This window comes from Azobacteroides sp. (SeqCode), assembly GCF_055395615.1.
On the sequence record NZ_AP014701.1, the window covers coordinates 521,837 to 536,971 of the forward strand.

General features: G+C 28.1%; 9 protein-coding genes. 2 read left to right on the forward strand and 7 right to left on the reverse strand.

What is annotated here, in order from left to right; translation table 11 throughout:
• Nucleotides 1-2,924: 2,924 nt before the first annotated feature.
• A complete protein-coding gene (locus tag ACZ5QM_RS02165; protein WP_464182347.1) occupies nt 2,925-5,180 on the reverse strand; it encodes a cation:proton antiporter domain-containing protein in 2,256 nt (751 codons plus the stop codon).
• A gap of 156 nt (nt 5,181-5,336) precedes the next feature.
• Here ACZ5QM_RS02165 and uvrB point away from each other — a divergent pair, with 156 nt between their 5' ends.
• Complete coding sequence (uvrB, locus tag ACZ5QM_RS02170) at nt 5,337-7,346, forward strand: excinuclease ABC subunit UvrB (RefSeq protein WP_464182349.1); 2,010 nt, start codon at nt 5,337-5,339, stop codon at nt 7,344-7,346.
• A 537-nt stretch (nt 7,347-7,883) separates the two neighbouring features.
• On the opposite strand, the gene ACZ5QM_RS02175 is transcribed toward uvrB, so the two are convergent.
• The 6 genes from ACZ5QM_RS02175 to aroQ all read right to left on the reverse strand — a co-directional run bounded on the left by ACZ5QM_RS02175 (nt 7,884) and on the right by aroQ (nt 14,032).
• The gene (locus ACZ5QM_RS02175) at nt 7,884-8,534 is read right to left on the reverse strand and encodes an ABC transporter ATP-binding protein (protein ID WP_464182351.1); all 651 of its coding nucleotides are present in this window, start codon (nt 8,532-8,534) and stop codon (nt 7,884-7,886) included.
• Nucleotides 8,535-9,554 (reverse strand): aspartate-semialdehyde dehydrogenase, encoded by a 1,020-nt coding sequence (locus ACZ5QM_RS02180; RefSeq protein WP_464182353.1) that lies wholly within the window; start codon nt 9,552-9,554, stop codon nt 8,535-8,537.
• Between the two features lie 184 nt (nt 9,555-9,738).
• Nucleotides 9,739-10,776, reverse strand: coding sequence for a dual-specificity RNA methyltransferase RlmN (rlmN, locus tag ACZ5QM_RS02185; protein WP_464183319.1), 1,038 nt, complete (start codon nt 10,774-10,776; stop codon nt 9,739-9,741).
• A complete protein-coding gene (locus ACZ5QM_RS02190; RefSeq protein WP_464182354.1) occupies nt 10,766-12,889 on the reverse strand; it encodes a peptidylprolyl isomerase in 2,124 nt (707 codons plus the stop codon). Before ACZ5QM_RS02190 ends, rlmN begins: the two co-directional genes overlap by 11 nt.
• A 98-nt stretch (nt 12,890-12,987) precedes the next feature.
• Entirely contained in the window at nt 12,988-13,617 is a 630-nt protein-coding gene (locus tag ACZ5QM_RS02195; RefSeq protein WP_464182357.1) for an O-methyltransferase, read from the reverse strand.
• A 1-nt stretch (nt 13,618) separates the two neighbouring features.
• Nucleotides 13,619-14,032 (reverse strand): type II 3-dehydroquinate dehydratase, encoded by a 414-nt coding sequence (gene aroQ / locus ACZ5QM_RS02200; RefSeq protein ID WP_464183322.1) that lies wholly within the window; start codon nt 14,030-14,032, stop codon nt 13,619-13,621.
• Nucleotides 14,033-14,099: 67 nt separating this feature from the next.
• Here aroQ and ACZ5QM_RS02205 point away from each other — a divergent pair, with 67 nt between their 5' ends.
• Nucleotides 14,100-15,002, forward strand: a complete 903-nt coding sequence (locus tag ACZ5QM_RS02205; protein WP_464182359.1) for a site-specific tyrosine recombinase — start codon at nt 14,100-14,102, stop codon at nt 15,000-15,002.
• Nucleotides 15,003-15,135: the final 133 nt, after the last annotated feature.

A 15,135-nucleotide genomic window follows, 5' to 3' on the forward strand; every position in this document is an offset into this window, starting at 1 on the left:
GAGGAGATATGAAGGACTAATTATAGTGCATACTTATATAGTAATTTGAGGTGTTGTTTATACTTGGAAAAAATATACGGCTAAAATATGAAAAAATGGACAATTTGTATTACAATTAAGCTATATAGACTAAATTCATTAACGTTTCCTGTGATATACTATAAAATAGAGAAATAAGAAAATGGAGAATATTTTAGTAAGTAATTTATGATTTCTTATTAAGAAAGTATTCTACTTTTATAATTGTTGTAAATATTGAAATACTATTGTATCCTAATAGAATAAAACGAAAAAATATGTTAACCATCATGACTATATGTCTTGTCATTTATAAAATTTTCAAATTTTTAAAAAGTAAATGTGAACAAAAGAAAGAATCTAATAAATGTGAACGTCATAAGGTTGAAAAAAGTAAATTTTAAATAAATGTTACAAAAAAACAACCAAACTTCCAATGTACATGTATTCTTTGTAATACTCTGTAGTGTTTCAGACTAAAAAATTAAGATTTATGAGCGTAAATTTGAATTAAAAACTTTGTTTTTACTAAACATATTATTTCGAAGGATGATTTTTATGAGAGGTATTTAGATAGATTAAGAGTAAAGAGGAATGTAAGGGATTAAAAAGTATTTCTGAGGAAAATGTATAGAGAAAAAGTCTATGCTATGTGTGTTATTAGAGTATAAATTAGAACTTTAGAGATTAAATTATATTTGTAATATGTGTGAAGATTTTTTAATTGTGAGTAAATAGAAGATACGGAGTTTCAGTGCAGTATATGTTAATTATTACTTAGTTTATTTTATGCTAGCAAAGCATAAAATTAGGTAGAATTTACATATGTTGAGGGGCTCTGGTATTAACTTAGTTTTTAGGAGTAAAAAATTAATATATATATATGCATTCAATTACACTAAAAACTAAATAATAAGTTCCAATTTGAAAACTAATTATGAACGAAAACTTCTGTAGTTGTAAAACTACAACACATATATAAAAATTAATCTTTGAGAGATACGTGTTTTATATAGAATAATTTGCAATTTTTTGTTGAAAACAATGGAAATTAAATGAGTTTAACTTCAAAAATTTGAAAAGATTTATGACTCTTCCTAGTGAAATTATATATTAGTAGATAAAATAGAGTGTTAAAATTGAAGTTTAATTCTAATTTTTAAATTACTAAGGCAATTATCTGAATAAGTATGTTACAATTTTTTATCTAGAACAAATTAATACTATGAAAAAAGAAGACTAAACAAAGGAATATACAGAGATTGAAAGTATTACGTAATATCAAGTCTTTAATGTACTAAGGAATAATTTTGATGTATTTGAAAATAATACTCTATTGTGTGATGGATTTACAGTCATATATTTAGAAACTTTTCTAACGATGTAGGTATACTTATGCCGATAGCTGTCTATTTCACTTAAAAGTGAAAATTATAATATTAATTACATTAATAAAAATTACATTTTAAAGAAGACAATGGATTTTGAAGACAAAAAGATGAAAGATAGTTGATGACGATAATTATTGCATAAGAATTGTTATAAATTCTTATTATATCTTACTCAATAACTTCAACTTGATATTTTCAATTAAATACAATAAGTACTGATATGTGAGAGAACCCTGATGTTTCAATTATTTATATTAAGTATAAATAAAATTAGACCTGTTATTGCAATGTTATTGACATATTAAAAAGGAAAGCTATATAAATTGTCATGCAATTTTAATTACTGGTAAAATTTGAGAAATAGGAAAAAATAGTAAAAAAAATAAAAGGAATAAAACTACCAGTTTCACTCTTAATTTAGGAGTTTAGATTTTAGTAAATTTAAGAAGAAATAAAAGAGAAATTTATGAGAATTGAAGAATTAAGTACTAATAAGACTGAAAAGAGAAAATTGGGATGGAGAAAAATCCCTGATTATATGAATATTTTTAGATGTACCTTTAATGAAAAAATTACTATAGATAGTTTCTTGATTTAACGCCTGCTGTTTGACCACTTATGGGGTATGAAAATTTTGAATACATACATTATATTGAATTCTAGGGAATAAAATGCTAAAAAATTGATAAATATAATAATTATATAAAAAGGATAAAATAAAGTTTCATTATTATGAAATAAGAGGTGACGTATCCCTGATAAAAAAGTTACGAACTATGTATGAAATAAGATAGAAGTTACGGTATTTGTTAGCTGTAATTTTACTGAAAGGAATTATAGAAGAGTATGAATATGGGTTCCATAATTGAAATATGGGAAACGATCCAATTTATCTAAATACAGTGGAGAATATGAATATTTAAGTTTAGTTGTTTTTTCCTTGTAATTTTCCAAATTTTACTGTCGGGAGTCTGTTCTATTCAAGATTTATTAGAATAACTTATTTTGAAGGTTTATTGTATCTGTTATTAGATGATCGTTTTGGCTCATAATAAGTAAGTCAGTATACTAGAAAATCTATAAAATATAACAGAATCAATCGATTAGACAGCTAACAAAATGTAATTAGTTTATAATATATTTGACTTATTCAACTAATATAGTTTTTAGAAATGTTTTTTGATATTAATTTAACCTCGGTATAGATAAGAAATTAACTACAGTTTAAAACTACTGTTTTTAGATATGTACTTAATCACGAATTTTTAGATAGAATGATTTTAATTTTAATGAGTAGAAAAATTATCATATAATCTATTAACATAATGATATATTATTTTTCCTTTGAAAGGATTTTTTTAAAGAGTTATGTGAGTTAGTTATTCTAGTGATATTTTTTCCATGTTACAAAACATCAGCTCAAAAAAAAATATTTTTATTAACTCCTTTTTTTTGAATTATTACTGAAACAAAATTTCATTTCGGTTTACATATTCAGCTGAACTGTATCGCATGTCATATTTTTTTAAATTCCTTTATGTTATGATATTCGCCAGCTATCCAAAGTATATCTCCTTTTTTGAAGGGTGTAATTAAGTCAAGTTTGATGGTGGAAGTGTTATTTCGTTCAATTCCGACCAAAAGACAATGATATTTTTCTTGCATCTGCGAAGAAAGAATAGTTTGACCAATTAGTTTTGAATTAAAATTAATTTCAAATTGTTGCAGAATAATCTCACTACCTAGTGACTTTTTATTACTATCTTGGTAGTATGATTGGGTATTTTCTTTTTCTAATTGTTTTTGAAACAATTCCATTTGTTTATCTGTACCGAAAACAATCAAGTGATCCTTGGGGTAAATGCGTTCTTTTCCATGAGGGATATTGATTTTATTATCTCCACGAAGGATAGTTATTATATTAATACCAAAATATTTCCTAAAATTTAATTCTTTTAGAGTCTTTCCAATAATGGAATAATTATATTCTATCTTAAAATCAGACAAATGTAGATCTTGTTCCATTAAATGATTTGTAAACCCCTTACTAATAGCTATTTCTGATTTTTTATTTTTTTTTTCGGTATTTGAATTTTTTATAAAAAAATGTTCAAATGTATTGGAATGTTGGAAGAGTTTTTTTACTACTAAAAATAGTAGTAAAAAAGTTAATGCTATTGTGAAAGCACTTATAGAATGTAAGTTTAAAATTTGTATTAAAGTATACATAATTAACCCGATGCAGATTATAATCCGAAATATAATAGTAAAAATTAATCTTATTTTGTTTTTTTCATTTTCACTCCAAAGTTGTAAAAATTCAGGAGAATTTCTATTTAGAAAAATAATTATCCACAAAAGTGGAGAAATAAGAAAGATAACGAAACAATTGAAGAGTAAATTTCCTTGAAAATTAGGTAAATATTCTTGAACAATCGGATGCCCGTATTTTAGCGAAAAAAAAACAATAGTACAAGCAAGGAAAAAATATATTCCTGAGAATATTGCCATATTATTTAATAGTTTTCTCCATAAATTTTCATTTTTTATCAAACTACTTTCAAATGAATTTTTATTAAAAAAATATAATAGTTTGGGTGGTAATTTCTTAACAAAAAAATCATAAGTAATAGGTGCCAATTTCATTATATAAGGTGCAACAAAAATTGTTACAATAGAGGTAAATATGACTACTTGATAAAGAGATTGTTCAATAACACCCAAATTAAGTCCTAAAGAACCGATAATGTAGGAAAATTCACCGATTTGAGCTAGAGAAAAACCTGTAAATATTGCTGTTTTTAAATTTTGACTAGATAAGAGAGTACCTATTGTTGCAAACAATATTTGGCCTATAATAACAATTAAGCTAACAATTATTATTGATATAATATATACTCCTAATGTGTTTATGTTAACGAGCATACCTACTGAAATAAAAAATAAAACCCCGAAAAAATTTTTAATAGGCAGTACTAAATGTTCAATCTGTTTCCCTTCGATTGTTTCTGAAAGAATTGAACCAATAACAAATGCTCCTAAAGTTGAAGAATACCCTGCTTGGGTAGCAAGAAAGACCATTCCTAGGCAAAGAGCGATACTAAGTATTAGCAATACTTCATCATTGAGAAAACGTTTGGCTTTTTGTAAAATTAGTGGAATGAGGTACATCCCCAATGTAAACCAAAATAATAAAAAAGCCCCCAGTTTGATCAAGTTGAAAAATAATTGTTTCCCTTCAAATTTTCTACTAATAGCAATGGTAGAAAGTAAAACCATCAATATAACAGCAATCAAATCTTCTATTACTAAAATACCAAAAACAATTTCTGTAAATTTCTTTTTACTAAAATTTAGATCATCAAATATTTTCATAATAATCATTGTAGATGACATACAAAGCATAGCACCAAAAAAGAGACTTGTTACATGAGACCAACCGATACATGTCCCAACTAAATAGCCCAATCCTATCATTGCTGTTACTATAGTAATAGCTGTAACACCTGCAACTGGGACAACTTTCATCAATTTTTTAAACCCAAATTCTAATCCTAACCCAAACAAAAGGAAAATAACTCCAATATCTGCCCATACTCTAATATGTCTATACATTTCCTGCCTGTTGCTAAGAAATAGTGACAAAAAAATACCTGAAGCTATATAAGCTAATATAACGGGCTGTTTTAACAATTTACATAGAACAGAAAAAATACTTGCAATTACAAGAATAAATGCTAAATCTGAAATAAGAGGATGCAATTCTGACATTATAGTACAATATATGCAAATGTATAGTTAAGTTGAAAGGAGTTTTGTGTATTTTTCAATAATAAATGTACTAGACTTTTGTATTTTTTGTTTTTGTATATAGAAATGTTACGAAAAGTTTGAATAATCTTTAATTTTGAAAAAAAATTATAACTAATGAATTTTGAACTTATTTCTAATTTTCAACCTGCTGGTGATCAACCCCAATCTATTGATTCATTGGTGAATGGAATAAATCAAGGGTTGCCTTATCAAACTTTATTAGGAATAACTGGGTCTGGTAAAACTTTTACAATGGCGAATGTAATTGCACAAATTGGGGTTCCTACATTAATATTGAGTCATAATAAAACACTTGCGGCACAACTTTTTAAAGAGTTTAAAGATTTTTTCCCAAAAAATACTGTTGAATATTTTGTTTCATATTACGATTTTTATCAACCAGAAGCTTATCTTCCTACTTCAAATACTTATATAGAAAAAGATTTTGAAATCAATGAAGAAATAGAACGTATGAGAATTGCATCTACTGTTGCTTTACTATCAGGGAGACAAGATGTAATCATTGTTTCATCTGTTTCTTGTTTGTATGGTATGGGAAATCCTGAAAACTATAAGGAGAATATTGTTTCAATTAAGCGAGGGATGACTATATCACAAACGTTTTTTTTGAGAAAATTAGTTTCTGGAATGTATTCTCGTGATCAAATTAATTTTACAAATGGTCATTTTCGAGTAATAGGAGATACGGTAGATGTGCTTCCTGCTTATAGTGATGTAGCTTTGCGTGTGATTTTTTGGGGAGATGAGATAGAGGAAATTTGTACTTTTGATTCTACCAGTGGACAGGTGTTGGAAACATTTGAAGAATATAGTATTTATCCTGCTGGTCTTTTCACCATTACTCAAAAACATGTAAATATGGCAATACAACAAATTGGGTCAGATTTAAATCAACGTGTTTGTTTTTTTAATGAATTAGGGAAAAATAATGAAGCTCGTCGTTTGTATGAACGTGTAAAATTTGATTTGGAAATGATAAAACAATTAGGTTATTGCTCTGGTATAGAAAATTATTCTCGTTATTTTGATGGAAGAAAATCAGGGGATCGTCCCTTTTGCTTAATAGATTACTTTCCTAAGAATTTTTTAATGATTATAGATGAAAGCCATGTAACTATTCCACAAATACGGGCAATGTATGGAGGAGATCGTTCTAGAAAGATGAATTTAGTAGAATATGGGTTTCGTCTTCCAGCAGCCATAGATAATAGACCAATTACTTTTGATGAATTTGAATCTATTACTCCACAAAAGATATTTATAAGTGCTACACCTGCTGAATATGAATTACAAATGTGTGAAGGTGTGATAACTGAGCAAGTTATTCGTCCTACTGGATTGTTAGACCCAATAATTGAAGTACGTTCAACATTTAATCAAATAGATGATTTAATGGAAGAAATTAGACAACGAATAGAAAAAAATGAACGTACTTTAATAACTACTCTAACAAAACGTATGGCAGAAGAATTGAATTCATATTTTCTGAATTTAGATATTAAAGCAGTTTATATCCATTCGGATATAGATACTTTTAAACGGGTTGAAATTATAGACAAATTTAGACATGGTGTTTTTGATGTTTTAATAGGCGTAAATCTTTTGAGAGAAGGATTAGATTTGCCTGAAGTATCTTTAGTTGCTGTTTTAGATGCTGATAAGGAGGGGTTTTTACGTTCTTATCGTTCATTGACGCAAACAGCCGGTCGTGCAGCACGTAATATTAATGGTAAAGTAATATTTTATGCAGATAAAATGACTCAGAGTATGCAAAAGACTATAGACGATACTAATAAGCGAAGAGAGAAGCAATTACTTTATAATAAAGAAAACAAGATCGTTCCAAAACAGATACAAAAATCAATATCAATATCTTTAGTACGAAATACTAGATCAAGTGATAATTTAACCTCTAGTATGGAAACAACTCTGAAAGAAGCTCAAACGATGAGTTATTTTCAACTTAAAAAGACTATAAATCAAATTCGTAAAATGATGTTGCTGGCTTCTAAACGATTTGAGTTTTTAGAAGCTGCTTACTATCGAGATGAATTACTGAAGTTAGAAAATCTAATGAAAAATCGATTTTCTATCAGAAAATAGGTTATATATAATATTGATAAAATTTAGAATACTAAATAGAGAATAATTCGAATCCAATTTTCATAGAAGAATTAAAACTATTGAAGAAATTCTTCTATAGTTTCTTAGTATCCCATTTTAATTATGATTTTGATACTGATATAAAGTAGAATTTATGCTTCTCTTTGATAGAAGTATTACTAATTGATAGAAGTATTACTAATCGGATTTTAGTGATTGTTTGTATTTGGTTATTTTGATACAGATTATCTTTTATATAGTTTTATGTATATTCCAGATATTTTTGTAATGAAAAATTGTCATAATATATCCTTTTCTCCTATTTGAGTTTGTAATGGGGGTAAGTTTTGCTTTGATGTTTCGCTTACTAAAAAATGGTACATAAAAAGCATCCGAAGACGACATTTCCTTCAGTTTCTGAATTTTTAGAAAAATTAGAGAGGAGAATAAGCTTCTAAATAAAAAACTTATAACTAAAAAATAAAATGCTTTGGTTTTCTCACAGTATTAGAGTAAAAGTTTTTTTCAAAACATAAACTATATTATTTTACCATCTACCATATGGATAGTACGGTCTGTCAACTTAGCCAACTCTTTATCGTGAGTTACAATCACAAAAGTTTGGTTGAAATTATTTCTCAAATCAAGAAATAGTTGATGAAGTTCTTCTTTGTTTTGAGTATCTAAGCTACCAGAAGGCTCATCTGCAAAAATCACAAGAGGATTATTAATTAAAGCACGAGCCACAGCAACTCGTTGTTTTTCTCCTCCTGAGAGATATGCAGGTTTATATTCAAGTCTACTGGATAATTTTAAAAAATCTAATAGTTCTTTTGCCTTTTTTTCTGTTTCTGATATTTTAGCTCTCCCAATTAATGCAGGAATCATAACATTTTCCAATGCTGTAAATTCTGGCAATAGTTGATGAAATTGAAAAACAAAACCGACATTTTTATTTCGAAAAAAAGCTTGTTCCTTATCTTTTAATTGATTGATATCTATACTTTCATAAAAAATTTTACCAGAGTCTGGTTTATCCAAAGTACCCATAATTTGAAGTAATGTTGTTTTTCCAACACCGCTTGCACCTACAATAGAGACTATTTCTCCTTGAGAAATAGTCAAATTAACTCCTTTTAAGATTTTCAAATTTCCGAAACTCTTTGTTATGCTTTTACAGATAACCATTCAGACGAATTCATTGTTAATTTTTCCTCTTATTAAATATTCTGCAATTTGTACTGCATTTAGTGCTGCTCCTTTCCTAATTTGGTCTCCTACGCACCAAAAGGATAGACCGTTAGAATTGGAAATGTCTTGTCGGATACGTCCAACATAAATAGGGTTTGTAGAGGTTGCAAATAAAGGCATTGGGTATTTTTTGTCTTCTGGTTCGTCTTGTACAATAATTCCTTGTGCCTTTTTAAAAGCATTGCGGGCATCTTCTGTTGATATTGGATGTTCAGTCTCTACCCAAATAGCTTCAGAATGAGCCCTCAAGGTTGGAACACGTACACACGTTGCGCTTACATTTACATCGGAGTGCATTATTTTTCTAGTTTCATTGTGCATTTTCATTTCTTCTTTTGTATAACCGTTTTCCATAAAAATGTCTATATGAGGAATTATATTGTATGCTAACTGATAGGTAAATTTGTTAACTGTTGCCTTTTCTCCATTAGCAAGTTGTTTATGTTGTTCAAGTAATTCTTGCATAGCAGAAGCTCCAGCTCCAGATGCTGATTGATAAGTCGCTACGTGTATTCGCTTGATATGAGAAATATCTTCTAATGGCTTTAAGGCCAATACCATTTGGATAGTAGAGCAATTAGGATTTGAGATAATTCCCTTTGAGTGTTTTTTTATGTCTTTTGCATTGACTTCTGGAACAACTAATGGAACGTTGTTATCCATTCGAAAAGCACTTGAATTATCTATCATTATTGTACCATATTTAGTAATTGTTTCGGCAAATGTCATAGAAGTTTTCGATCCAGCAGAGGTAAAAGCAATATCAATATTTTTGAAAAAATCGTTATGTTTCAATTCCCTTACATTAAGAGAATCGCTGCGAAATTTATAAATTTTTCCTTTACTGCGAGATGACCCCAAAAGCAGTAATTCATCTACTGGAAAATTTCTTTCTTCTAACACGTGAAGGAATTCTTGCCCTACTGCACCGCTTGCACCTACAATAGCTATTTTCATTAGTTGCTAATTAACATTTTTGCAAAAATACTAATATTAAACAAAAATGGATAGTTTTTTACTAATATTCTAGAGGTTTTTTTGTAATGTTATTAAGAGGTATACTTTCTTTGTAAATTATTCCAGAATTACTTTTCACAAAAGTATGCTATATACTGCATTTTACAGTGTTATAAATGTAATTTTAGGACAAAAAAATTCTTTTGTTTTCTTTTATAGAAAGCATTCCACAAGCAGCTGAAATGTCTTCTCCTCTGGAAGAACGAATAGTACAAGTGATTTTTTTAGAACTCAAGTAATTACGAAAAGCAATCATATTTTCCAGATTAGAGATTGGTAAAACTCTATTTTGTGTGGAATGATATTTAATCAAATTTATTCTGCAAGAAATTCCTTTCAATAGTTTATATAGAGCTGAGGCATGTTTTATATCATCATTTAATCCTCCGAATGTAATATACTCGAAAGATACTCTTCGTTGATGACGAAAATCGTATTGTCGTATTAATTCAATAACTTTCTTTATTGGATATTTTTTTTCTATAGGCATCAATGACATACGTTCGGAATGAAAAGGAGAGTGCGTACTAATAGCCAAATTTACTTTGCTTTTTTCTAAAATTTGTTTTAGCCTAGGGATAATACCTATTGTAGAAACTGTAATTCGTTTTGGACTCCAAGCAAAACCATAATCGGCTGTTAATATTTCCAAAACTTTCAATAATTCTGATGTATTATCTAATGGTTCACCCATGCCCATGAAAACTAAATTGGTTAAAGAAGCACTCTCAGGGGTATAAATAATTTGATTAATTATATCACAAGCTGTTAATTGTCCTTTGAATCCTTGTTTTCCAGTCATACAGAACAAACAGTGCATTTTACAACCTATTTGAGAAGAGATACAAAGTGTTGCTCTTTCTTTTTCAGGAATATAAATTGATTCTATAAAATACTTATTATTGATAGAGAATAGATATTTGATTGTTCCGTCAATAGATTTTTTTTTATAAAAGTATTTTTTTTTCTCTATATAATAATGTTTATTTAATTGTTTACGATGCAGTAACGATATATTAGTCATTTCTTCAATAGAAGACACTCTTTTCTTGTACAACCAATTGGTAATCTGTTTGGCTGTAAACGAAGGCATGTCTAAATTACTGACCAAATGCTTGATTTCGTCTTTAGTATTGCCCAGCAAAGGTTTTTTAAAAGAAATGATTGAAATAGTTGTTTATTTTTGCATTTTCTCTTAAGAGCTCAGAAGATTGAACAGCCTGGTATATCCGATATATATTTTGTATTTGTGCTTGTCTTCGGAAATATTCAGCATCATAAGGTTCTTTACTAATACTTTTATTAGTAATGTAAAGGACGTATATTTTATTTTTACCAGTATAGGGTCCTAAGAGTTTATTTGTTGGTGCTTCTAAAATTTTAACGTTTAGTATAGGTTCTTCCCCAATACTAGATATATGAGTGGTAGCAAAATTCATAGATTGAACTGATTGAGGCGTAGTGTTCATTGCTTTTGCATATTGTTCTAATGTGTTTAATTTTTTTTCTTTGAAGTTAGCGATTAATTTTGATGTTTTTTTTTCATTAATTAAGTCTCTTTTTAGTATGTTAAAAACAGATGCCAATGAACGATATCCTTTTTGTAAATGTTCTTTAATGAGAGCTACCATAAGGTATTCACCATTTTTACATTCAAAAATGTTAGAAATGGTGCCTTTCTTATTATTAAAAGCCCATTGTACAATTTGTTGGGCATTTTGAATATTGTTGATATTAATTTGGTTTTTAAATATCTCGACGTCTGTTTGAATGCTAAAACCAGAAGATTCAGCATTTTTCCTAAAAGCTGTTATTGAATGGTTTGACGAAATGAACTGATTTAATTTGTTGTATAAATATGTTTTTGTTTTCTGACTTGGAAGGACTCGTTTCTGAATATTAAAGATTTTATATTTCTTTATAGGTTTTGTTTTCCCTAGTACTTGTACTAAGAATGTACCTATATTTAATTTTATAATATTTGGTTCATTAATTTTTACTGCTAATACTTTATCTATAGATTGAGCGTCTATTTGGGATGCCAATTGAGTTTCAGTTATCCAACCTAATTCACCTGTTGTTTTCCCTTTGGAGATGGTTAGTGCTATATCTGCAAAAGAAGTACCAGTTTTAAGAACTTGTATCAGACTATCGCATAAATGTGCAAAGTTAACTTTATTTGCAGTAGGAGGAATCATTAACAGATTAATTTTGATAGAATCTGGTGCAATTTTTATTCCTTCAAATTTATACAAATTGAAAGTTTGATCTATCAAAATAGGAATTCCAACTGTACCGATATGGTTTTTATTTACAAAACATTTTTGTTCTTCACTTAAATTTTTGTAAGATATATAAGCATTTAAATAAGAGATATCCGAGTTGTTTTGAACAATTTTTGTAATATCTTCAGAAGATTCCAATTGGATTTTTAAATTTTTGAATTTATTTTCTACGATTTGATAATCGTTTTGTGAAGGAATTATGTTTAAAGTTATGTAATCTATTAATACTGCTTCTTTTTGCTTATAAAGATTTTTACGTTTATTATATAGTTTTTTAATTTCGGTATCTGATAAATTTATTTTTCCATTAGGAACGGAACTATAGGATTGCACAACATAATTAAAATCAACATTTATTTTTTTTTCTTCGTAAAGTGCTTTTGCTTCCAAATTATTTGTAAGAATAGCATAGGTAATGAGAGTATTAAATTTTTTCTTCAAATGCTCTTTGATAGTTTGTTTTTCTATGTCTAGCCAAGCTTTTTTCAAAGATATTAATTGAGCGATTTGTTCTTTAGAAAACATAGAATAATCTTCGTTTTCTATGATTTGAAGAAATTGTAATAAAGCTATTTTGTCAATTTTTTTAGTTTTTAGATTTTGGAAATTTGGTATTTGTTGTAAAATAGGAGAAATATTCTCTCCCAGTACTAAATCTTTATATTCTTCTTTACTAACTACTAACCCTAATTTTTTAGTTTCTTTTGTGAGAAGAATATTATCTATTATTTCATTTAATACCGTTTGCCTGATTTGATTTTGTTCATCTTCCGTTAATGATACATTGTTTTTTTTTGTAGCATTAATACGATCTTCTACCATTGTTTGGTAATCCTGATAGTTAACAGATTCACCATTTACTATTACAATACTTTCTTTCTTTTGGTTGAAGAAAGCAAATCCAGGAAAATATTCTATAAACAAAGCAATGCCTACTACTATTACTATTAATAGTGATGCCTTACTTCTAATTTTTTCTAATATTGCCATTGAATATATTTACAATCATATTTTGATAGCAGAAGGACAAAATTTGCAATTACCAATTGCTTTATATATTAAAGGAAAAAGATCTTAATATTGAGTGTTTAAAGTTTGTAAATGATCGTTAATCCATCTCGTATAGGTAAAATGACTTTCTCTACTCTTTTATCTTGTTTGATTTTTTCGTTAAATCTCAGAATACCAGCAGTTTGGTTGTCATTTGATTGTGATTTTTCTAATATTTTCTTATTCCATAATGTATTATCCGCAAGTATAATACCATTTTTATTAACTTTGTCGAATATTAAATCGTAATAATAATTGTATAAACGTTTGTCTGCGTCAATAAAAACCATATCAAACATTCCATCTAATTTTGGAATAATTTCCAAAGCATCACCAATGTGTAAGTGTATTTTATTTTTAAAGATACATTGATTGAATTGTTGAGTAATGAAATTCTTCATTTCTTCATCTTTTTCAATTGTATGTATTTCTCCATTATTTGGAAGAGCTTCAACAAAACATAAAGTAGCATAGCCTGCATAAGTACCTATTTCTAAAATCCGTTTGGAGTTACACATACGTGCTAGCATTTTCAAAATGCGACCTTGTAAATGTCCAGAAAGCATACGTGGACGTAATAAACTAATATGAGCCTTTCTGTATAATCGAGCAAGTAGTTCACTTTCTTCATCAATATGGGCTAAGATGTAATCCTCTAATGAAATCATTCTATTTTAATGCTTCTATTGCTAAACGATAAGAGTCCATTCCAAATCCACTGATTATCCCTTTGCAAACATTTGATATCAATGATTTATGTCGGAATGATTCTCTTGTATGAACATTTGATATATGTACTTCTACAACAGGAATATCGATTGCTTTAATAGCATCGTGAATAGCTATGGAAGTATGTGTATAGGCACCTGCGTTTAGTATAATTCCATTAAAAGAAAAACCTATTTCATGTATTTTGTTGATAATCTCTCCTTCTAAATTTGATTGGTAATAATCAAGAATTATGTTAGGGTATTTATTTTTCAAAATTTTTAAATAAGATTCAAAAGGTAAATTACCATATATACTTGGTTCGCGTATCCCAAGTAAGTTAAGGTTTGAACCATTGATAATCTGTATTTTTATGTTATTTTTCAAGTAAATATTTATTATTATTGTATAATACAAAAATAGTTCTTTTCATAAAGAAAAAATGGATATTTCTTCTTTATTTCAATCTTATCAAACGTATCTTTTGTTAGAAAAAGCACTTTCTCACAATTCAGTAAATGCTTATGTATCTGATTTGGAGAAATTATTAAAGTATCTTAAAAGTATTGATAAAAGCCCTTTGAACGTAGAGCTGAGAGATTTGCAAAATATGTTTATGATATTATGTAAAATGGGAGTACATCCTCGTTCACAAGCTCGAATTATTTCTGGAATAAAATCGTTTTATCACTTTCTTGAGTTAGAGAAGAAAATTACCAGGAATCCAACTGAATGTTTGGAATTTCCTAAAGTAGGGAAAAAGCTCCCTGAGTTTCTTAGTGTAGATGAAATAAATAGAATTATTGCAACGATTGATTTATCGCATCCAGAAGGGCAACGCAATAAAGCTATTATAGAAACACTGTACAGTTGTGGGTTACGTGTCTCAGAATTAATTAAACTGTCTTTTTTAAATTTTTCCCCTAATAAAGATTTTTTAAAAATAAATGGAAAAGGTAATAAACAACGCATCGTCCCAATTGCAAATTCTGCTATCAAAGAAATTCAATTATATCTACCTGATAGACATCGAACTAAGATAAAAAAAGGGTTTGAAGATATTATATTCTTAAATCGATTTGGAAAAGGACTCTCTAGAGTAATGATTTTTTTTTTAGTAAAAGATTGTACTGTTAGGGCAGGAATTAAAAAAAATGTTAGTCCGCATACTTTTCGACATTCTTTTGCTACACACCTTCTTGAAGGTGGAGCTAGCCTGCGTGCAATACAAACAATGTTGGGACATAAAAGAATTACGACTACTGAAATTTATACTCATCTTGAAAGTCATTTCTTACGGAGCGAAATAATTGAGCATCACCCGCGTAATCAATTACTGTTTTAGTTGGGTTAGTGTAATAATATTTGATTTGTCATTGTGTTAACAAATTGTTGGAATGAGGAGTAGTAAGTTTTTTATATTTACATATCGAAAGACAAGAATAGTTTTTGTAATTTCGTCCTTTGAAGAGAAAAGA

Bases quoted from the DNA above. Each gene is read 5' to 3' on its own strand.
- ACZ5QM_RS02165 (WP_464182347.1), bottom strand. From the start codon at position 5,180: ATGTCAGAATTGCATCCTCTTATTTCAGATTTAGCATTTATTCTTGTA.
- uvrB (WP_464182349.1), top strand. From the start codon at position 5,337: ATGAATTTTGAACTTATTTCTAATTTTCAACCTGCTGGTGATCAACCC.
- ACZ5QM_RS02175 (WP_464182351.1), bottom strand. From the start codon at position 8,534: ATGGTTATCTGTAAAAGCATAACAAAGAGTTTCGGAAATTTGAAAATC.
- ACZ5QM_RS02180 (WP_464182353.1), bottom strand. From the start codon at position 9,554: ATGAAAATAGCTATTGTAGGTGCAAGCGGTGCAGTAGGGCAAGAATTC.
- ACZ5QM_RS02190 (WP_464182354.1), bottom strand. From the start codon at position 12,889: ATGGCAATATTAGAAAAAATTAGAAGTAAGGCATCACTATTAATAGTA.
- ACZ5QM_RS02195 (WP_464182357.1), bottom strand. From the start codon at position 13,617: ATGATTTCATTAGAGGATTACATCTTAGCCCATATTGATGAAGAAAGT.
- ACZ5QM_RS02205 (WP_464182359.1), top strand. From the start codon at position 14,100: ATGGATATTTCTTCTTTATTTCAATCTTATCAAACGTATCTTTTGTTA.